15 protein-coding genes and 1 pseudogene are annotated in these 21,289 nt (G+C 62.5%); all 16 read left to right on the top strand.

Annotated elements, in window-relative coordinates:
- Positions 1–322 precede the first annotated feature (322 nt).
- Positions 323–970 carry a TetR family transcriptional regulator C-terminal domain-containing protein gene (locus AB4Z35_RS27670; protein ID WP_103393523.1) on the top strand — a complete coding sequence of 216 codons (648 nt, stop codon included), beginning with the start codon at positions 323–325 and terminating at the stop codon, positions 968–970.
- A gap of 92 nt (positions 971–1,062) precedes the next feature.
- Positions 1,063–1,779 (top strand): response regulator, encoded by a 717-nt coding sequence (locus tag AB4Z35_RS27665; RefSeq protein ID WP_442100640.1) that lies wholly within the window; start codon positions 1,063–1,065, stop codon positions 1,777–1,779.
- Positions 1,780–1,784: 5 nt separating this feature from the next.
- Entirely contained in the window at positions 1,785–2,558 is a 774-nt protein-coding gene (locus tag AB4Z35_RS27660) for a substrate-binding periplasmic protein (RefSeq protein ID WP_442100638.1), read from the top strand.
- Positions 2,555–4,810, top strand: a pseudogene (locus AB4Z35_RS27655) (ATP-binding protein). The gene AB4Z35_RS27660 and the pseudogene AB4Z35_RS27655 overlap by 4 nt, the downstream one beginning before the upstream one ends.
- Positions 4,811–5,018: 208 nt before the next feature.
- Positions 5,019–6,443: an amino acid permease gene (locus tag AB4Z35_RS27650; protein WP_442100636.1), complete on the top strand. Its 1,425-nt coding sequence runs from the start codon at positions 5,019–5,021 to the stop codon at positions 6,441–6,443.
- Between the two features lie 356 nt (positions 6,444–6,799).
- The gene (locus tag AB4Z35_RS27645) at positions 6,800–7,591 is read left to right on the top strand and encodes an enoyl-CoA hydratase/isomerase family protein (protein WP_442100634.1); all 792 of its coding nucleotides are present in this window, start codon (positions 6,800–6,802) and stop codon (positions 7,589–7,591) included.
- A gap of 40 nt (positions 7,592–7,631) precedes the next feature.
- Positions 7,632–8,792 carry an acyl-CoA dehydrogenase family protein gene (locus AB4Z35_RS27640; protein ID WP_007981552.1) on the top strand — a complete coding sequence of 387 codons (1,161 nt, stop codon included), beginning with the start codon at positions 7,632–7,634 and terminating at the stop codon, positions 8,790–8,792.
- Between the two features lie 18 nt (positions 8,793–8,810).
- The gene (locus tag AB4Z35_RS27635; protein ID WP_442100632.1) at positions 8,811–10,910 is read left to right on the top strand and encodes an acetate--CoA ligase family protein; all 2,100 of its coding nucleotides are present in this window, start codon (positions 8,811–8,813) and stop codon (positions 10,908–10,910) included.
- Positions 10,911–10,920: 10 nt separating this feature from the next.
- On the top strand, positions 10,921–12,528 hold the full coding sequence (locus tag AB4Z35_RS27630; RefSeq protein ID WP_442100642.1) for a 5-guanidino-2-oxopentanoate decarboxylase: 1,608 nt from the start codon (positions 10,921–10,923) through the stop codon (positions 12,526–12,528).
- Between the two features lie 24 nt (positions 12,529–12,552).
- The gene (locus tag AB4Z35_RS27625) at positions 12,553–13,743 is read left to right on the top strand and encodes a pyridoxal phosphate-dependent aminotransferase (protein ID WP_442100630.1); all 1,191 of its coding nucleotides are present in this window, start codon (positions 12,553–12,555) and stop codon (positions 13,741–13,743) included.
- Complete coding sequence (locus AB4Z35_RS27620) at positions 13,736–15,151, top strand: aldehyde dehydrogenase family protein (protein ID WP_442100628.1); 1,416 nt, start codon at positions 13,736–13,738, stop codon at positions 15,149–15,151. The genes AB4Z35_RS27625 and AB4Z35_RS27620 overlap by 8 nt, the downstream gene beginning before the upstream one ends.
- A 99-nt stretch (positions 15,152–15,250) precedes the next feature.
- Positions 15,251–16,852, top strand: a complete 1,602-nt coding sequence (locus AB4Z35_RS27615; RefSeq protein ID WP_442100626.1) for an ABC transporter substrate-binding protein — start codon at positions 15,251–15,253, stop codon at positions 16,850–16,852.
- Between the two features lie 187 nt (positions 16,853–17,039).
- On the top strand, positions 17,040–17,999 hold the full coding sequence (locus tag AB4Z35_RS27610) for an ABC transporter permease (protein ID WP_442100624.1): 960 nt from the start codon (positions 17,040–17,042) through the stop codon (positions 17,997–17,999).
- A gap of 3 nt (positions 18,000–18,002) precedes the next feature.
- Positions 18,003–18,830, top strand: a complete 828-nt coding sequence (locus tag AB4Z35_RS27605) for an ABC transporter permease (RefSeq protein ID WP_442100622.1) — start codon at positions 18,003–18,005, stop codon at positions 18,828–18,830.
- Positions 18,831–18,832: 2 nt separating this feature from the next.
- On the top strand, positions 18,833–20,479 hold the full coding sequence (locus tag AB4Z35_RS27600) for an ABC transporter ATP-binding protein (RefSeq protein WP_442100620.1): 1,647 nt from the start codon (positions 18,833–18,835) through the stop codon (positions 20,477–20,479).
- Between the two features lie 9 nt (positions 20,480–20,488).
- Positions 20,489–21,199: an NAD(P)H-dependent oxidoreductase gene (locus AB4Z35_RS27595; RefSeq protein ID WP_442100618.1), complete on the top strand. Its 711-nt coding sequence runs from the start codon at positions 20,489–20,491 to the stop codon at positions 21,197–21,199.
- The last annotated feature ends 90 nt before the right edge of the window (positions 21,200–21,289 follow it).

Raw genomic sequence — 21,289 nt, 5'->3', positions numbered from 1 at the left:
TCCGGATGCCATGCAATTGGCGTGGGCGGCGTTGTTGCGAATGCTGGATCGAGTGGCGCCTGGGTATCGGGACTGATCGGAATCTCGGGTTGTTTGTGCCTGCCTCATCGCGAGCAAGCTCGCTCCCACAGGGGATTTGCGTCGTACGCAAAATCTGCGACCAACAGAAAACCCTGTGGGAGCGAGCTTGCTCGCGATGGGCGCGCCACGGTCTATCAGACGGGCAACTGACTGGAGAAATGGCTCGCTCTTGCTGTACAGTCGTTCAGCCCGCCGCTAACCCGCGCAGGCCTAAACGATTGAACCAAGGAGCGTGTCGCCCATGAACCAGGAAGCCCGTTTTTCCCGCATGGAACCGGAGTTGCGCAAAGCCAACCTGATCGAGGCAACGCTGGTGTGCCTCAAGCGTCACGGCTTCCAGGGCGCGTCGATCCGCAAGATTTCCGCCGAGGCCGGGGTCTCGGTGGGGCTGATCAGCCATCACTATTCCGGCAAGGATGAACTGGTGGCCGAGGCCTACATGGCAATCACCGGGCGGGTCATGACCCTGTTGCGCGATGCCATGGAGCAAGCCGCACCGAATGCCCGGGAGCGTTTGTCAGCGTTTTTCCGCGGTTCGTTTTCCGCCGAATTGCTCGATCCGCAACTGATCGATGCGTGGCTGGCGTTCTGGGGCGCGGTGAAAACCGCCGAGGCGATCAACCAGGCCCACGATCATTCCTATGGCGAGTATCGCGGCATCTTGCGCAAGGTGCTGGCGGAACTGGCCCAGGAGGAGGGCTGGGAACACTTCGACGCCGACCTCGCCGCCATCAGTCTCAGCGCCTTGCTCGACGGCTTGTGGCTGGAGTCCGGACTAAACCCCGGCACCTTCACTCCGGAGCAGGGCATCCAGATTTGCGAGGCCTGGGTCGACGGTTTGCAGGCCGGCGGACGCCAGCGCTTTTGCGTACAGACGAGCGACTGTTGATCAGTCGTTCAGCACTGGATACTCTCTGGCGCCGATGCAGGAAAACACTCTAATAAGAAACTGGCCTTCGGGCCTGAGCCGGACACCAAGCGATGACTCCTCGGGTATTGATCGTCGATGACGATCCGCTGATTCGCGATCTGCTGCACGCCTACCTGTCCCAGGAAGGCTACGACGTCCATTGCGCCGCCACGGCGGAACTGGCGGAAACCTTTCTGGCCAGCCAGACCGTAGACCTGGTAATGCTCGACATCCGCCTGCCGGGCAAGGACGGCCTGACCCTGACCCGCGAGCTGCGGGTGCGTTCGGAAGTCGGGATCATCCTGATCACCGGGCGCAATGATGAAATCGACCGCATCGTCGGCCTCGAATGCGGCGCCGATGACTACGTGATCAAACCCCTCAATCCAAGGGAACTGGTGTCCCGGGCGAAAAACCTGATTCGCCGGGTACGTCATGCGCAAACGCCACAGCCGGCCGTTGCGGCGGCCAAACCGGTCAAGCAGTTTGCCGATTGGGCGCTGGACACCGACCGTCGGCGCCTGATCGATCCGTCCGGCAATGAAACCCTGCTGACCCACGGCGAATATCAGTTGCTCAGCGTGTTCCTGCGCAACAGTGGCCACACCCTCAGCCGCGACCAGTTGATGGACCAGATCCGCAATCGCGAATGGGTGCCCAACGACCGTTCCATCGACGTGTTGGTCGGGCGCCTGCGCCGCAAGTTGCACGACGATCCGGCCGAACCCCAGTTGATCATCACCATTCACGGTGCCGGTTACCTGTTCACCGCCGGCGTGGCGGCCTGAGCCTGATGGCGCGATGGCTTTGCCTGCTGGCGATGCTGGTGGCCGGCCATGCCGTCGCGGCGGACAAGGTTCGCTATTGCGATTACCCGGTGTACCCGCCGATCTCCTGGAGCGATGGCAAACAGGTGCGCGGCCTGGCACCGAGCGTGGTGAAAAACCTGTTCGGCCAGTTGGGTTACGAGGTCGAGATTGTCGTGCTGGGCAACTGGAAACGCTGCCTGCTGGACGCCGCCGAAGGCCGGGTCGACGTGGTGCTGGCCTACAGCACTGCGCAACGCGAGCAAAGCATGCTGTTCTCGACGGTGCCGGTACTGCGTGAAGAAGTGGCGTTGTTCATCAACCGCCAGCATCCGGTGAAATTCGAACAACTGGACGACCTGGCCCGTTACCGTGGCGGCCTGTTGTTCGGCGAGAGCTACGGTGTGGAGTTCGATCGCATGGTCGCACGCAACAACAATATCGAATGGGTCTCCGACAGCCACCAGAACTTCGGCAAGCTGATTCGCGGGCGCATCGACTTCATCACCCAGGAGCGGCGTACGGGCCAGTTGTACGTGGAAAACCTGCCCGGCGGCCAGGACATCGTTGCCTTGCCCAAGGCATTGAACGTGGATTATTTGCGGGTCGCCGTGTCACGGCGCTCGCCATTGGCCAAGCGCATGCCCGAGATCGATGCGCAGTTGCAACGCATGGTCGACGCCGGTGACATCGAGCGCTGGCTCAACGAGAGCGAAGTAACCTACCGCGACATGATTCACCTGCCGGCGGATGCGCAATGATTCGTGCGCGTCCTGGGGGACTGTTGCGGCGCCTGTTGCTGTTCATTCTTTTGTTCAGCCTGTGCTTCACCGTGTTGGCAAGCAGCGTGCAACTGTACATCGAGTATCGGCGGGAAATGCGCGACATCGATTCGCGCATGGAACTGATCCGCGCCGGTTATCTGGCCAGCCTGGAACGCAGCCTCTGGGATTTGAACCAGGAACAGCTGAACGTGCAGTTGCGCGGGCTGGTGGACTTCTCCGACGTCGCGCGGGTGCATTTGACCAGCGCCGATTTCGACCTGATACAGGGCAATCCGGATCCCACGGGACCGCTGCGTATCGAGCGTTTTGCCCTGGACTATCAGCCGCCGTCCGGCCCGTTGCGCAATCTGGGCGAACTGGAGGTCAGTACCGATCTGGGAGCGGTGTACCAACGTCTCTACGCCACCGGGTTGACCAGCCTGTTGTGGATGGCGGTGTTTCTATGCGGTCTGGCCGTTGCCTTGTCGGGCTTGTTTTATTGACTGGTGACCCGGCACCTGAAAGTCATGGCCGAGTTTGCCCGGCGTATTGCCGCCGGTGAATGGCAGGAACCCCTGCATCTGGACAAGCGCCGCGGCAGTGACGAAATCGACACCGTGGCCCACGCCCTGGACGACATGCGCCGGGCGATCCTGCGGGACATCGAGCGCCGGGAAACCGATCGCCTGGCCTTGCAGGACAACCGTGACGAGCTGCTGAAAATGGTCGAGCGCCGTACCGCCAGCCTGATGCGTGCCAAAGACGATGCGGAAGCGGCCAACCTCGCCAAGTCGCGGTTTCTGGCGACCATGAGCCACGAACTGCGCACGCCCCTCAATGGCATCCTCGGCATGGCCGAATTGCTGCGCGGTGCGCGTCTGGATGCCCAGGACAGCAAACGCCTGGATGCCTTGCACAAGGCCGGCGAAGGCTTGCTGACGATCCTCAATGAAGTGCTGTACTTCGCCAAGCTGGAGGAGGGCGTCAGCCATCCCGAACCGGTGGATTTCTCGCTGCGCCAGTTGCTTGATGAAGTGCTGACACTGTTGGAACCGCGAGCGCTGAACAACGACACGATCCTGAGTTGCCGGGTCGATCAGCGAATTGCCGAACATCACCACGGCGCCGAGCAGTTCCTGCGCCAGGTGCTGAGCAACCTGCTGGCCAACGCGATCAAGTTCACCGAAGGCGGCGAAGTCAGCGTCGAGGTGGCACTTCTCGGCGAAACGGGCGAACAGACCAGGCAGCGGCTGCGGGTCAGTGTCACTGACGACGGCATCGGCATTGCACCGGCGATGCAGGCGAAGATTTTCGAGCGTTTCACCCAGGCCAGTGAAGAAGTGGCCCAGCGTTTTGGCGGTACGGGGTTGGGGTTGGCGATCTGCAAACATCTGGTGGAGCAGATGGGCGGCTGCATCGGCGTGGACAGCGAAGTGGGGCGCGGCAGTTGCTTCTGGTTCGAGCTGTCCTTGCAGCCGGCCAGCGCTGCGGTTGAAGTCGCGCCGGTGCGGGCAGCGGGACCGGCACTGAACATCCTGGTGGTCGAAGACGTGGCGCTCAACCGCGAAGTGGCCAGGGGTTTGCTGCAACGGGACGGTCACCGGGTATGGCTGGCCGAAGAGGCGGAGCAGGCGCTGGAACTCTGCGCGGCGAAGGCTTTCGATCTGTTGTTGCTGGACGTGCATCTGCCGGGCATCAGCGGTGTCGAGTTGTGCCGACAGATCCGCAACATCGATGGGCCGAACCGCCATACCCGCATCTTCGCCCTGACCGCCAGCGTGCAGCCGGCGCTGGTGCGCGGTTATCTGGAGGCCGGCATGGACGGTGTCCTGGCCAAGCCCTTGAAGCTGGAAAATCTGCGCCAGGTGCTGGAAGGGCATGCGCCCGTCGCCGAGTCGCTTCTGAGCGATGAGACAATGGACTGGCCGCTGTTGCAGACCCATCGCAACCTGCTCGGCGAGCAAAAGGTCCAGAGTCTGCTGGCAGTGCTGCGCGACTCGATTCTCCAGCACCGCGATGCGTTGAATGAAGCCATTGCCGCCGACGACTGCACGGAGGTCGCGCAACTGGCGCACCGTCTGGCCGGCAGCTGCGATTCGCTGGGTTTTCGCTCACTGGCCACGACGCTCAGGTCTCTGGAGACGTTGGCCCTGGGCAACGATGAATCGGCGATCCGCCACATGAACCCCGCGCTGGATGAGCAATTGCAACACTCGCTGCAGACCCTCAAAGGCCTGTTGCAGAGCTGACGTACAAGTTTGTTACGACTTTGTACAACTTCGATCCTTACGGTCAACGCGAACTTACATGGCTTTCCAATAATCGACGCAACCGCCGCAGCGCGGTCTTCGAAGCTTATTGGAGATAATAATAATGAATTGCCGTAAAGCTGATCCTTCCCTGCGCCGTGACGTCCTGTCGCGCGCTGCTCACCTCATCGACTACTGAGGTGCCGACATGAACGAAAACACTGATCGCAGCACCCATCRAAAAGGCATCCAGCTGACCCGTGCCCTCAAGAGCCGGCACATCTTCATGCTGTCGTTGGGCGGCGTCATCGGCACCGGGTTGTTCATGGGCTCCGGCGTGACCATCAATCAGGGCGGGCCGGTCGGGGCGATTCTGGCTTACCTGGTCGCGGGTTTCCTGATGTACCTGGTGATGGTCTGCCTGGGTGAACTGTCGGTGCAGATGCCGGTGTCCGGTTCGTTCCAGACCCACGCCACCAAATACATCGGCCCGGCCACCGGGTTCATGATCGGCTGGGTGTACTGGATGAGCTGGGCCACCACCGTGGGCCTGGAGTTCACCGCCGCCGGCATGCTGATGACCCGTTGGTTCCCGACGGTGCCGATCTGGTACTGGTCGGCGCTGTTCGTAGTGGTGCTGTTCGGTATCAATGCCATGGCCACCCGCGCTTTCGGTGAGGCGGAATACTGGTTTTCGGGGATCAAGGTTGCGGCGATTCTCGGTTTCATCGTGGTCGGCGTGCTGGTGATCTTCGGCGTGATGCCCCTGAGCAGCGGCGCACCGGCACCGATGGCGACCAACCTGATCGGCGATTCGCTGTTCCCCAATGGCCTGTCAGCGGTGTTCGCGGTGATGATGACCGTGGTCTACGCGTTCCAGGGTTGCGAGATCATGGGCGTGGCCGCCGGTGAAACCGACCAGCCGGAAAAAAGCATTCCCCGCGCCGTACGCAACGTGGTGTTTCGCGTGCTGATTTTCTATGTGCTGGCGATTATCGTGCTGTCGGCCATTGTGCCTTGGCAGCAGGCGGGTTTGATGGAAAGCCCGTTCGTGCAGGTGTTCGACATGGTTGGCATTCCCTACGCCGCCGACCTGATGAACTTCGTGATCCTCACCGCGATCCTGTCGGTGGGCAACTCCGGCCTGTATGCCTCGACGCGCATTCTGTGGGCAATGTCGAAAACCGGCATGGCGCCGAAAAGTCTTTCGCCATTGAGCAAGCGTGGCGTGCCGTTGCGTGCCTTGAGCATCACCCTGTGCTTCGCGCTGGTGTCGCTGATGACCAGCTTCGTCGCCGCCGACACCTTGTTCATGGTGCTGATGGCGGTGAGCGGCATGTCCGGCACCGTGACCTGGATTGTCATCGCCCTGGCGCAGTACAAGTTCCGCAAGGCCTGGCTGCGTGACGGCGGCAAACTCAGCGACCTGAAATACCGCGCGCCGTGGTTCCCGGTATTGCCGCTGATGTGCATCACGCTGTGCTGCTCGCTGTTCGTGTTCCTGGCCCTGGATGAAACCCAGCGTCCGTCGCTGTATTGGGGCTTTGGCTTCATTGCGCTGTGCTATGGCGCGTACTTCCTGATTCATCGCAAGCGTCAGGGCGTGCTGGCACCGAGCTTGCCGACTGCCTGATGCCTTGAACTAAACACACCTCCCCTGTGGGAGCGAGCCTGCTCGCGATAGCGGTGGATCAGTCAACAGAGATGTTGAATGTGATGCCGTCATCGCGAGCAGGCTCGCTCCCACATTGGTTTTATGGTGGGCAAAAGATTTGCGACTGGCGTCCTGTCGCCAGTTGTTCGAAGTTGTAACAACGCCAGCGGCTTACGCTCGCCAATCTATAAATAATTCAATAAAACCAATGTGTTACAGAATTTTTTAGCTTGTTACAGCCCATTTCCCCGCCGATTGCCGCCTTACTGAACACTCGTTTAGTATGGCCTCAAGTCGCATCACCTCAGACCAATCACAATAATTCGAGGATTCCCATGACCACTCAATCGTCGCTGCTCAGCCAGGTCGAAGCAGGCGTTGCCTGGATCACCCTCAATCGCACTGCCCAGCGCAATGCGCTGGACATTCCGACGCTGAAAAACCTGCACGCCTTGCTCGACGGTTTCAATGCCGATCCGGCGGTGCGTGTGGTGGTATTGACGGGCAGTGGCCGCAGCTTCTGCGCTGGCGCCGACCTCGACGAATGGGCCGATGCCGAAGCCCGGGGCGCGCTGGAAACCTATGGCTGGACCGAAACCGCCCACGCCCTGATGACCCGCCTGCACAGTCTGGAAAAACCGACCATCGCCGCCATCAACGGCACCGCCGTCGGCGCCGGGATGGACCTGACCCTGTGCTGCGACCTGCGCATTGCCGGGCAATCGGCGCGCTTCAAGGCCGGCTACACCAGCATGGCGTACTCGCCGGATGCCGGCGCCAGTTGGCACCTGCCACGCCTGATCGGCAGCGAGCAGGCCAAGCGCCTGCTGTTCCTCGACGAAATGTGGGGCGCCGACCGTGCCCTGAGTGCCGGCCTGGTTGGTGAAGTCTGCGCAGATGATCAGCTGCTGACCGTGGTCAGTGAACTCGCTGCACGCCTGGCCAGCGGGCCGACCTTCGCTTTCGCCCAGACCAAAAAACTCATGCGCGAAGGTGCCGAACGCAGCCTGCCCGAACAACTGCAGGCCGAGCTCGCCGCCGGCCTGTTGTGCGGTCGCAGCGAAGACGGCAACGAAGCCCTGCGCGCCGCCATGGAAAAACGTCCGGCACGTTTCGTCGGCCGTTGATTCCCACACTTCTTTCAGTACACGAACAACAGGTAGCAGCATGAATTTCCAACTGACCCAAGAACAAGAAATGTTGGTGGACTCGGTACGCAGCTTCGTCGAGAAGGAACTGCTGCCCTATGAAGAGCAAGTCGACCGCGCCGACGAGGTCTCCCCGGAACTGGCGGCGCAGATTCGCGGCAAGGCGATTGCAGCCGGCTTCTACGCCTTCAACATGCCCGAAGAAGTGGGCGGCGGTGGCCTGGACTACCTGTCCCAGGCGCTGATCGAACGTGAGCTGTCGAAGGTGTCCTGGGCACTGCACGTGTTTGTCGCGCGGCCGTCGAAAATCCTCATGGCCTGCACTGGCGACCAGATCAACGACTACCTGTTGCCGTGCATCCAGGGCGAGAAAATCGACTGTTTCGCCCTGACCGAACCGGGTGCCGGTTCCGATGCCAATGCGATCAAGACCCGCGCCGTGCGTGAAGGCGACGACTTCATTCTCAACGGCAGCAAGCATTTCATCAGCCACGCCGGGCATGCCGATTTCGCCATCGTCTTTGCCGTGACCGACACCTATGAACACAACGGCAAAAAGCGTAACGCCGTGACCTCGTTCCTGGTCGACCGCAACACCCCGGGCATGACCATTCGCCGTGGACCGAAGTGCGTGAGCAACCGTGGTTACCATACCTTCGAAATGTTCTTCGACGACTGCCGTGTGCCGGCCAGCAAAGTGCTGGGCGAAGTCGGCAAGGGTTGGGATGTGGCCAACGCCTGGCTGACGGCCGGGCGCGTGATGGTCGCGGCCAACTGCGTCGGGCAGGCCCAGCGCGCACTGGACGTGTCGTTGCAATGGGCGGCGGACCGCAAGCAATTCGGCCAGCCCATCGGCACCTACCAGGGCGTGTCGTTCAAATTGGCCGACATGGCCACGCAAATCCGCGCCGCCGAACTGCTGACCCTGCACACCGCCTGGAAAATGGACCAGGGCACCATGACCGATGGCGAGGCCGGCATGGCCAAGCTGTTCGCCAGTGAAGTGCTCGGCCGTACCGCCGATGAAGCGGTACAGATTTTCGGCGGCATGGGCCTGATGGACGAAGGTCCGGTGGAGCGCATCTGGCGTAACGCGCGGATCGAGCGGATCTGGGAAGGCACTTCGGAAATCCAGCGCCACATCATTTCCCGCGAGCTGCTGCGGCCGCTGCTGCGCTGACCGGACCGGAGAACAACCATGTCCCAGAAGATTCGTGACAACCTCAAACGCATGCTTGCACCGCAGCACGTCGCGTTTGTCGGTGGCCGCAGCATGGCGCGCGCCCTCAAGCGCTGTGCCGAGGGTGGCTACCAAGGGCAAATGTGGCTGGTCAATCCACAGCACGACAGCCTTGAAGGTGTGCCATGCGTGCGCAGCGTTGCCGAGCTGCCTTGCGGCCCGGACGCTGTATTCATCGCCACCAACCGCGAACTGACGCTGACCTGCGTGGCCGAACTGGCTGCCATCGGCGCCGGCGGGGCAATCTGCTACGCCTCGGGTTTCGCCGAAACGGGCGCCGAAGGCCAGGCCCTGCAACAGCAATTGCTCAAGGCCGCTGGCGACATGGCGTTGCTGGGCCCCAACTGCTACGGCCTGCTCGACTACCTGCACAGCTCTGCGCTGTGGCCGGTGGCCCACGGCGGCAAAGCGGTGGAGAAGGGCGTGGCGGTGCTGACCCAGAGCGGCAACTTCGCCTACAACCTGTCCATGAGCGACCGCTCGCTGCCGGTGGCCTACATGGCTTCGGTCGGCAATCAGGCGCAACTGGGCGTCGCCGAATTGATGGACGTGCTGCTCGACGAACCGCGGGTCACCGCCATCGGCTTGCACCTGGAAGGGCTGAAAAACGTCCCGGGTTTCGCCCGGGCCGCGCACAAGGCGCTGGAGAAGGGCATCCCGATCATTGCCCTGAAAACCGGCGTGTCGCAGATCGGCGCCGAGCTGGCCTTGAGTCACACCAGTTCGCTGTCCGGTTCCGATGCGCTGTACGACGCGTTGTTCGACCGTCTCGGGGTGATCCGCGTCAGCGGCCCGGTGAGTTTTGTCGAAACCCTGAAAGCCGCCGCCTGCGGCAACCTGCCGGCAGGCAATAGCCTGATCGCGCTGGCCTGTTCCGGCGGCGACGCCGGCCTGATTGCCGACTACGCCGAACGCAACGACCTGGGCCTGCCGAAGCTCGATCAAGGACAGGTCGGCGAACTCGCGCAGGTGCTGCCGAGTTACGCCAACCTGGTCAATCCGCTGGACTTCACCACGGCCATCTGGGGCGACGGCGAAGCCTTGAACCGCATGCTCGACAGCGCCCTGCGCACCGAAGCCGACGCGGCGATGCTGGTACTCGACTACCCGTCGGAGTTCACCGGCGAGCGCAAGGAATGTGACCTGTTGCTGGAGCTGTACTGCGCGGCACTGCAACGTCACGGCAAGACTGGTTTCGTTACTTCGGCCTTCCCCGAGTTGCTGCCGGCCCATGCCCGTGAGCGTCTGCACGCACAAGGCGTCGCGGCTTTGCAGGGCGTTGAAGACGGATTGGCCGCGTGGGGACGCATCGCCGGTTATCAGCGCAATCGCCAGGCTTTGTTGGCGCTGGGCGAATCGGCACTGGTGCCGCTGTGCCCGCACGCACTGGAAGGCGAAGGGCGCTTGCTCAATGAATGGGATTCCAAACAGGCGTTGAAAGCCTTTGGCCTGCCGACGCCAAACGGCGTGTTGAGCACCCCGGAGCAAGCCCTGAAGGATGCCGAATCACTGGGCTATCCGCTGGTCTTGAAAGCCGTTAGCGCACAGCTGCCGCACAAGACCGAAGCCGGCGCCGTGGCGCTGAACCTCAAGGATGGCGCGGCATTGAGCGCAGCCCTGGAAAAAATGCACAGCAGCATTGCCGCTTACGCTCCGGGCGTAGCCTTCAATCAACTGTTGCTGGAGCCAATGGCCAGACCGCCACTGGCCGAACTGATCGTCGGCATCAAACGCGAAAACGATTTCGGCCTCGCGCTGGTGATCGGTGCCGGCGGCATTCTGGTGGAATTGCTCAAGGACAGTCGCAGCCTGTTGCTGCCGACCACCGACGGCGCCATCCGCAAGGCCTTGCTCAGCCTGCGCAGTGCGCCGTTGCTGCAAGGTTTCCGTGGTCGCGAGTCCGCAGACCTCGACGCCCTGGTGACCGCGATCCGCGCCGTGGCCGATTACGCCTGCGAAAACGCCGCACAGTTGCTGGAACTCGATGTGAACCCATTGTTGGTCGGTGCCCAAGGCACGACTGCGGTCGATGCGTTGATTCGCCTCGGCCACGAGTGAGGACATGAATATGCAAAGCAAAACGTTGACCGGTGGCCAGGCCCTGGTGCGTCTGTTGGCCAACTACGGCGTCGATACCGTGTTCGGCATCCCCGGCGTACACACCCTGGAGCTGTATCGTGGCTTGCCCGGCAGCGGCATCCGCCACGTCTTGACCCGCCATGAGCAAGGCGCCAGTTTCATGGCCGACGGCTACGCCCGGGTCAGCGGCAAACCCGGTGTGTGCTTCGTCATCACCGGCCCCGGCGTGACCAACGCCGCCACCGGCATCGGCCAGGCCTACGCCGACTCGATTCCGATGCTGGTGATTTCCAGCGTCAACCACAGCGCCAGCCTCGGCAAGGGCTGGGGCAGCCTGCACGAGTGTCAGGATCAACGCGCGATGACGGCGCCGATTACCGCGTTCTCCGCAGTGGCACTGACCGCCGAAGACCTTCCCGAATTGATCGCCCGTGCCTACGCGGTGTTCGACAGTGAGCGGCCGCGCCCGGTGCACATCTCGGTACCGCTGGACGTGCTGTCGGCGCCAATTGCCCGTGACTGGAGCAATGAGGTGGTGCGTCGTCCGGGTCGTGGTCCGGCATCTGCCAATGCGCTGGATCAAGCCGTGGCCAAACTCAACGCTGCCAAGCGCCCGATGATCATCGCCGGTGGTGGGGCGTTGAATGCCACTTCAGAACTGCAAGCCATCAGCACCCGGCTCGCCGCACCGCTGTTTACCAGTGTCGCCGGCAAGGGCCTGCTGCCGCCGGATGCGCCACTCAATGCCGGGTCGGCGTTGTGTGTGGAACCGGGCTGGAACCTGATCGCCAAGGCCGACGTGGTGCTGGCGGTTGGCACCGAAATGGCCGACACCGACTACTGGCGCGAACGCCTGCCGCTCAACGCTGAACTGCTGCGGGTGGATATCGACCCACGCAAATTCAACGACTTCTACCCCTGCGCAGTGGCATTGCATGGCGATGCACAACAAACCCTCAGTGGTTTGCTTGAGCGCCTGCCGTCCGACGTGCGTGATGCCAGCGCAGCGATTGCCTCGGTCGCCGCACTGCGCGAAGCGGTCAAGGCCAGCCATGGCCCGTTGCAGTCGATCCATCAATCGATTCTCGACCGTATCGCCGCAGAGCTGCCGGACAACGCGTTCATCAGCACCGACATGACCCAGCTTGCGTATACGGGTAACTACGCCTTTGACAGCCTGGCCATCCGCAGCTGGTTGCATCCGACCGGTTACGGCACCTTGGGTTACGGCCTGCCGGCCGGGATCGGCGCCAAGTTCGGCGCACCGCAACGTCCGGGACTGGTGCTGGTCGGTGACGGTGGATTCCTCTACACCGCCCAGGAACTGGCGACCGCCGTCGAAGAGCTGGACAGCCCGCTGGTGGTGCTGCTGTGGAACAACGACGCGCTGGGGCAAATCCGCGACGACATGCTTGGCCTCGACATCGAGCCCATCGGCGTATTGCCGCGCAACCCGGATTTCGCCGCCCTCGGTCGTGCGTTCGGCTGCACCGTGACGCAGCCGCAAAACCTGACGGAGTTGCAGGCTGACTTGCGCCACGGCTTCAAGCGCAACGGCGTGACCCTGATCGAACTCAAGCACGCCTGTGCGCACTGATCTGTATTTCAAGGGGATGGGGCCATGCGCTTTTCCGATCTGACTCAACGAATCGCCGGTGATGGCGCTGCCGCCTGGGATATTCATTACCGTGCGCTAGCCTTGCGCGAGCAAGGCGCAGACATTCTGCTGTTGTCCGTGGGCGACCCGGATTTCGATACGCCGCAGCCCATCGTGCAGGGTGCCATCGACAGCCTGCTCAATGGCAACACTCACTATGCCGAGGTGCGCGGCAAGCGTGCCCTGCGTGAAGCCATCGCCAGGCGTCATCAACAACGCAGCGGCCAAAGCGTTTCGGCCGATCAGGTGACCGTACTGGCCGGGGCACAATGTGCGTTGTTCAGCGTGGCCCAATGCGTGCTGAATCCGGGTGACGAAGTGATCGTCGCCGAGCCGATGTACGTCACCTACGAAGCGGTGTTCGGTGCCTGTGGCGCCGTGGTGGTGCCGGTGCCCGTGCGCTCGGAAAACGGCTTCCGCGTGTTGCCCGAAGATGTCGCCGCGCGTATCACCCCACGTACCCGTGCCTTGGCGCTGAACAGCCCGCACAACCCGTCCGGCGCCAGTCTGCCGCGCAGCACCTGGGCCGCATTGGCAGAGTTGTGCATCGCCCACGACCTGTGGCTGATTTCCGACGAGGTCTACAGCGAGTTGCTGTTCGAAGGTGAACACGTCAGCCCGGCGAGTCTGCCGGGCATGGCCGAGCGCACCGCGACCCTCAACAGCCTGTCGAAATCCCACGCCATGACCGGATGGCGGGTGGGCTGGGTGGTGGCGCCGCCATCGCTGGCCGCGCACCTGGAAAACCTCGCGCTGTGCATGCTCTACGGCTCGCCGGATTTCATTCAGGACGCCGCGGTCATCGCGCTGGAAAGCAACCTGCCGGAACTGCAAGCCATGCGCGAAGCCTATCGCCAGCGTCGCGATCTGGTGTGCGACAGCCTCGCTGACTGCCCAGGCGTACGCGCACTGAAACCTGACGGCGGCATGTTCGTGATGCTCGATATCCTCCAGACCGGGCTCAGTGCCCAGGCCTTTGCCGACCGTCTGCTGGATCGCCACGGTGTGTCGGTACTGGCCGGCGAGGCCTTTGGTCCGAGTGCGGCGGGGCATATCCGACTCGGCCTGGTGGTCGGCGCTGAACCGCTGCGCGATGCCTGCCAGCGCATTGCCCGTTGTGCCCAAGAACTGATGGAGGCTCAGCTACATGCTTAACCACAAGGCGTTGTTTATTGATGGTCGCTGGCAGAAACCTTCGGGGCAGGGCATCGCCGAGGTGATCAACCCGGCCACCGAGCAAGTGTGCGGCAGCGTTCCGCTGGGTGATGAACTCGATGTCGAAAACGCCGTGGCGGCGGCTCGCCGGGCCTTCGCTTCATGGTCGCGCACGCCGTCCAGCGTGCGTGCCGGTTATATCCGTGCCCTGGCCGATCAACTGCGCAATCGTGCCGATGAGATGGCCGCGGTCATCACCACTGAACTGGGCATGCCGGTGCAATGGTGCCGCTCGGTGCAGGTCGACGGGCCGATCGCTGGCCTTGAGCAGTACGTCGAACTGGCTCATCTCATGGACGAGGTGCGCGAAGTCGGCAATTCACTGGTAATCCGTGAGGCAGTGGGTGTCTGCGCGTTCATCAACCCGTGGAATTACCCGCTGCACCAGTTGATCGGCAAACTCGCCCCGGCCCTGGCCGCCGGTTGCACCGTGGTGGTCAAGCCAAGCCAGGAAACGCCGCTGCATGCCTTCCTGTTGGCGCAAATGATCGAAGACATCGGTTTGCCGGCCGGGGTGTTCAACCTGGTCAGCGGACCGGGCTCGAAAGTCGGCGAAGCGCTGGCCAAACACCCGGACGTGGACATGGTGTCGTTCACCGGTTCCACCGGCGCCGGCGTTCGCGTTGCGCAAGCGGCGGCACCTTCAGTTAAACGCGTGTGCCTGGAGCTGGGTGGCAAGTCGCCGCTGCTGATCGCCGAGGATGCGGACCTGGATGCGGCTGTGCGCTACGGCGTGCAGGACGTGATGATCAACTCCGGCCAGACCTGCACCGCGTTGACCCGCATGCTGCTGCCGGCCAGCCGTTATGCCGAAGCCGTGGAAATTGCCCTGCAAGAGACCCTGAGCCTGCGCATGGGCGATCCCCTCGACCCGCAAAGCTTTCTCGGCCCGATGTGTTCGGCCGGGCAAAAACGCACCGTGCTCGATTACATCAAGGTCGGCCAACAGGAAGGTGCACGGCTGCTGTGCGGCGGTGACACGCCGTCGGCATTGGAGCGCGGCTTCTATGTCAGCCCGACGCTGTTCGCCGATGTCGATAACCGCATGCGCATCGCCCAGGAAGAAATCTTCGGCCCGGTGTTGTGCCTGATCCCTTATGCCGATGAGGCGCAAGCGGTGCAAATGGCCAATGACTCGCCGTTCGGCCTGTCCAGCGGCGTCTGGGCCGGCAGTGCCGAGCGTGCCTTGCAGCTGGGGCGTCAGATGCGCGCCGGTCAGTGCTTCCTCAATGGCGCGGCGTTCAATTATCAGGCGCCGTTCGGTGGTTACAAACAATCGGGTAACGGTCGCGAATGGGGTGAGGAGGGGCTGAACGAGTTCGTCGAAGTGAAGGCGATCCAGGTGTGATCTCTGGCAATTCGAATGCAGTACGCACCGGGCCCTGGCCCGGTGTCTTGCGTGGTTTTGAACCGGTAATTCATTAGCTTTTTGATCAGGGGCAATGCAATGAGCGATAACAAAAACAAGATTACTCAAGCGAACCATGAATTCAGCTTCCCGCGTCGAGACTTCTTGAAGTACAGCGCGGCGGCTGCGGCGATGGCCGGGGCGTTCTCCATGGGCCTGCCGTTTGGCGCCTTCGCTGAAGAAGCCAAACCCAAACCCGGCGGCGTGTTGCGCCTGGGTCTGGCCGGTGGCAGCACCACCGACTCGAAAGATCCGGGCTCGTGGAGCGATACCTTCACCTTCGTCGGTTTCTCGGCGGTCTATAACACCCTGACCGAAATTGCCGTCGACGGCACAGCCATTCCGGAACTGGCCGAGAGCTGGACCTCGACCCCGGACGCGCGCATCTGGACCTTCAAAATCCGTCAGGGCGTGACCTTTCACAATGGCAAGACCCTGACCGCCGATGACGTGGTGGCTTCGATCCAGCATCACCTCGGCGAGAAATCCACCTCGGCGGCCAAGACCGTGCTGGGAGACGTGGCCAAGGTCAGCGCCAACGGTAGCGACAGCGTGGTGTTCGAGCTGCACTCGGGCAACGCTGATTTCTCCTACGTGGTCGCCGATTACCACCTGGCGATCATGCCAAGCAAGGATGGCACGGCGGACTGGCAGGCCGGCGCCGGCACCGGGGGCTATCGCCTCAAGGACTTCGAACCGGGCGTACGCATGACCCTGGAACGCAGCCCCGATTACTGGAAACCGGGTCGGGCGCACTTCGCCAGTGCCGAACTGATTGCCATCGCCGACGGCGCTGCACGGGTCAATGCGCTGGTTACCGGGCAAGTGGATGTGATCAACAAGGTCGACCTGAAAACCGTCGCGCTGCTCAAGCGCAACCCGAACCTGGTCATCGAAGAAACCAAGGGCGCCCAGCACTACACCTTCCCGATGCTCACCGACAGCCAGGCGTTCCAGAACAACGACGTGCGCCTGGCGATGAAACATGCGATCAACCGCGAGACCCTGCTGGCCTCGGTGCTGCACGGCTATGGCCTGGTGGGCAACGACCACCCGATCCAGCCCGGCAGCCGCTTCATCAACACCGCGCTGGAACAACGCACCTACGATCCGGACAAATCGCGCTTCTACCTGAAAAAGGCCGGCCTGGATTCGCTCAAGGTGCGCCTGCAAGCCTCCGACGCAGCGTATTCCGGCGCCGTGGACGCCTCGGTACTGTTCAAGGAGCAGGCCCGTGCCGCCGGGATCGACATCGACGTGGTGCGCGAGCCAGCGGATGGCTTCTTCTCCAACGTATGGATGAAACAACCCTTCACCACTTCGTTCTGGTACAGCAGCCTGACCGCCGACCGCATGTTCAGCATCGGTTATGCCAAGGGTGCAGCGTGGAACGAAACCCACTGGGACAACCCGCGTTTCAACCAGCTGCTCAACGCCGCCCGCGGCGAGATGAACGACCCGCTGCGCCGCGAGATGTACAACGAAATGCAGGCGCTGTGCCGGGACGAGGGCGGGGCGATCGTGCCGCTGTTCGCCAGCTCCGTGGCAGCCCGCTCCAACCGCGTCGTTCACGGCGGACAGACTGCGCCGTATGGCGAGCTGGACGGCCTGCGGGTGATCGAGCGCTGGTGGCAGGCATAACCCGGAAAGTTGAACTGTGGAGATCAACTGTGGGAGCGAGCTTGCTCGCGATGACGGCAGCACATTCAACATCAATGTTGGCTGACAGTCCGCTATCGCGAGCAAGCTCGCTCCCACAGGGGTTCGTGTTCCCACAGTAGAAATTTGCAGGATTATGCAAGCGTGCCCATTTTCAAGGAACCGCACGATGAGAAGTATTTTCAAGCTGCTGTTGCAGCGTCTGGCATTGGGGCTGTTATCGCTGTTTGCGGTGTCAGTGATCATTTTTCTAGCGGTCGGCATGCTCCCGGGCGATATCGCCCAGGCCATGCTCGGCCAGTCGGCCACCCCGGAAACCGTGGCGGCCTACCGTGCGCAACTGGGGCTGGATATGCCGCCATTGACCCGTTTCGGCCACTGGATCTGGCACCTGTTGCAAGGCGACCTCGGCGTGTCGCTGGCCAACCAGCGGCCGATCGCTGAACTGGTCGGCGCGCGTTTGGGCAACACCTTCAGCCTGGCGCTGCTGGCGGCGCTGGTTTCCGTGCCGTTGGCCCTGCTGCTGGGGATGCTCGCCGCGTTGTACCGCAACAGCTGGTTCGACCGTTTGCTCAACACCTCGGCCCTGAGCGCGGTGTCGTTCCCCGAGTTCTTCGTTGCCTACATCCTGATCCTGGTGTTCGCGGTGAAGCTCAACTGGTTCCCGAGCATTTCCAACCTGGCGCCGGACGCTTCGTTGGGTACGGTACTGGAACGCTCGGTGTTGCCGGTGGCGACCCTGAGCCTGGTGGTGATCGCACAGATGATGCGCATGACCCGCGCCTCCCTGATCAACCTGCTGGCCAGCCCCTACATCGAAATGGCCCGGCTCAAGGGCATCAGCCAGTCGCGGATCATCTTCCGCCACGCCTTGCCCAATGCCCTGGCACCCATCGTCAACGTGGTAGCCCTGAACCTGGCGTACCTGGTGGTCGGTGTGGTGGTGGTCGAAGTGGTGTTTGTCTATCCGGGGCTCGGCCAGTTGCTGGTGGACTCGGTGGCCAAGCGCGACATCCCGGTGGTGCAGGCCTGCAGCCTGATCTTTGCCGCGACCTACATCCTGCTCAACACCAGCGCCGATGTGCTGTCGATTGCCAGCAACCCACGCCTGATGCATCCGAAGGGGTAGACCATGAGCCTGTTGAAACAAGTGTGGCGGGCGCCGCTGAGCGCCAAGTTCGGGTTGTTGATGATCCTGCTTTACATCCTGGTGGCCGTGTTCGCACCGGTACTGGCGCCGTTCGGCGAAACCCAGGTGGTGGGCGAGGGCTTTGCGCCGTGGGGCGGACAGTTCCTGTTGGGCACCGATAACCTGGGGCGCGACATGTTCAGTCGCCTGGTCTATGGCGCGCGCAATACCCTGGGCATTGCCTTCCTGACCACCGTGCTGGCGTTTCTGCTCGGTGGCTTGAGCGGTCTGATCGCGGCGATCAAGGGCGGTTGGGTCGATCAGGGCCTGTCGCGACTGGTGGACATCCTGATGGCCATTCCGCAACTGATCTTCGCCTTGCTGATTCTCAGTGTGGTCGGCACCACGGCGACTTCGCTGGTATTGGTGATTGCGTTGCTGGATGCGACCCGGGTGTTTCGACTGTCTCGCGCCGTGGCGATGAACGTGGTGGTGCAGGACTTCGTTGAAGCCGCACGCCTGCGTGGCGAAGGCCTGTGGTGGCTGGTCACCCGCGAAGTGTTGCCCAACGCCGCGGCGCCGCTGATTGCCGAGTTCGGCCTGCGCTTCTGCTTTGTGTTCCTGTTCATCAGTGCGCTGTCGTTCCTCGGCCTGGGCATTCAACCGCCCACCGCCGACTGGGGCAGCATGGTGCGTGACAACGCGGTGCTGATCACCTTCGGCGACATCAGCCCGTTGCTGCCTGCCCTGGCCGTGGCGTTGATCACGGTCAGCGTCAACTTCGTCGTCGACTGGATGCTGCACAAATCCAGCGGTCTCAAGGAATGCTGAACATGACGAGCACAAAACCTTTGCTGGAAATCCGCGACCTGCACATCGAAGGCCATTACGAAGACGCCTGGCATCCGCTGATCAAGGGCATCGACCTGACCCTGCAACGGGGCGAAGTGCTGGGGCTGATCGGCGAGTCCGGCGCGGGCAAGTCGACCCTCGGCCTGTCGGCCATGGGCTACACCCGCGACGGCTGCCGGATCACGGGTGGCTCGGTGCATTTCGACGGCATCGACTTGCTCAACGCCAAGCCCGAAGCCCTGCGCAAACTGCGTGGCCTGCGTATTGCCTATGTGGCACAGAGTGCAGCAGCCTCGTTCAACCCGGCCCATCGGCTGATCGATCAACACGTCGAAACTGCCGTGAAAAACGGCGGCATGAGCCGCGACCAGGCCATGCGCGACGCGGTAGAACTGTATCGGGTACTACGTCTGCCCAATCCCGAGACCATCGGCCAGCGCTATCCGCATCAAGTCTCCGGCGGCCAGTTGCAGCGAGTCATGACCGCCATGGCCATGGCTTGCCATCCGGACCTGATCATCTTCGACGAACCGACCACCGCGCTCGACGTCACCACCCAGATCGAAGTCCTCGCCGCCATCCGTGATGCAGTCGCGACCTACGGCAGCGCGGCGATCTACATCAGCCACGACCTGGCGGTGGTGGCGCAAATGGCCGACCGCATCATGGTGCTGCGCCACGGCAAACTGGTGGAGGAGGCCGAGACCCGGCAGATGCTCGGCGACCCGCAGGAGGACTACACCAAGTCGCTGTGGGCGGTGCGCAGTTTTCGCACCGAACCCAAGGCCTGCCCGCAACAGGAACAGCCGCTGCTGGAACTGCGCAACAGTTGCGCCAGTTACGGCCGGCAACCGGTGCTGCACGATGTTTCCCTGAAGCTGTATCGCGGTCAGACCCTGGCGGTCATCGGCGAATCCGGCAGCGGCAAAAGCTCCACGGCGCGGTTGATCACCGGTTTGCTGCCGCCGACTTATGGCGAGGTGCTGTACGACGGCCAGCCATTGCCGGCGGATTTTCGCCAGCGCAGCAAGGAGCAGCTGCGGCGCATCCAGATGATCTACCAGATCCCCGACACCGCGCTGAATCCGCGTCAGCGCATCGTCGATATCATCGGCCGACCGTTGACGTTCTACCTCGGGCTCAAGGGCAAGGCCATGCGCGCCCGGGTCGCCGAACTGCTGGAGATGATCGAACTCGACCCGGCCACCTTCATGGAGCGTCAGCCCCGTGAATTGTCCGGCGGGCAGAAACAACGCATCTGCATCGCCCGGGCGCTGGCGGCCGATCCGCAGCTGATCATCTGCGATGAAGTGACCTCGGCCCTCGACCAACTGGTGGCCGAGGGCGTGCTGAAACTGCTCAACCGCATCCAGCAGCAACTGGGTGTCGCATACCTGTTCATCACCCACGATGTTGCTACTGTTCGGGCGATTGCCGATGAGGTATTGGTGATGCAACGGGGCAGGGTGGTGGACCACGGCTCGCGCAGCCAGATTTTCACCCCGCCACATCAGGACTACACCGGCCTGCTGTTTTCTTCCGAACCGCAAATGGACCCCGACTGGCTCGACCGGTTGCTGGCCGCACGCGCTTCCAAACCTACTACCAATACGCTGGAAAAAGTCTAAGGAACCACCATGAAAGTACTGATCGTCCACGCTCACCCGGAGCCGCAATCCTTCACCGCCGCCCTGCGCGACCAGGCTGTCGCCACCCTTGAAGCCCAGGGCCACGAAGTACAGGTCAGCGACCTGTACAAAATGAACTGGAACCCGGTGGCCAGCGACGCGGACTTCTCGAATCGGGAAAACCCCGAGTACCTGGTCTATGCCCTGGAACAACGCCTGGGTGTGAAAAGCCAGTCGCTGGCGGCGGACATCCAGGCCGAGCTGGACAAGCTGCTGTGGGCCGACCTGTTGATCCTCAACTTCCCGATCTTCTGGTTCTCCACCCCGGCCATGCTCAAGGGCTGGATTGATCGGGTACTGGTGTCGGGCATCTGCTATGGCGGCAAGCGCTTCTATGATCAGGGTGGTTTGGCTGGGAAGAAGGCGCTGGTGACCGTGACCCTGGGCGGGCGTGAACACATGTTCGGTGAGGGCGCGATTCACGGCCCGCTGGAGGACATGCTGCGGCCGATCCTGCGCGGAACCCTGGCTTATGTTGGTTTTGATGTACTGGAACCCTTCGTGGCCTGGCATGTGCCGTACATCAGCGACGAAGCGCGCCAGCAATTTCTGGTTGATTACGGCCAGCGCCTGCAGCATCTGAGCGACGACCAACCACTGGAATTTCCGAAGCTGTCGCAGTTCGATGACAAGCTCTATCCGCTGACCACCAACGCCTGATCAACACCACACCCCCCCTGTGGGAGCGGGCTTGCTCGCGAAGGCGGTGTGTCAGTTGACCCAACTGGTGACTGACACGGTGACTGACAC

The organism is Pseudomonas sp. KB_15, assembly GCF_052114525.1.
GTDB lineage: Bacteria > Pseudomonadota > Gammaproteobacteria > Pseudomonadales > Pseudomonadaceae > Aquipseudomonas.
This window is presented reverse-complemented; position numbering and strand designations above follow the sequence as displayed.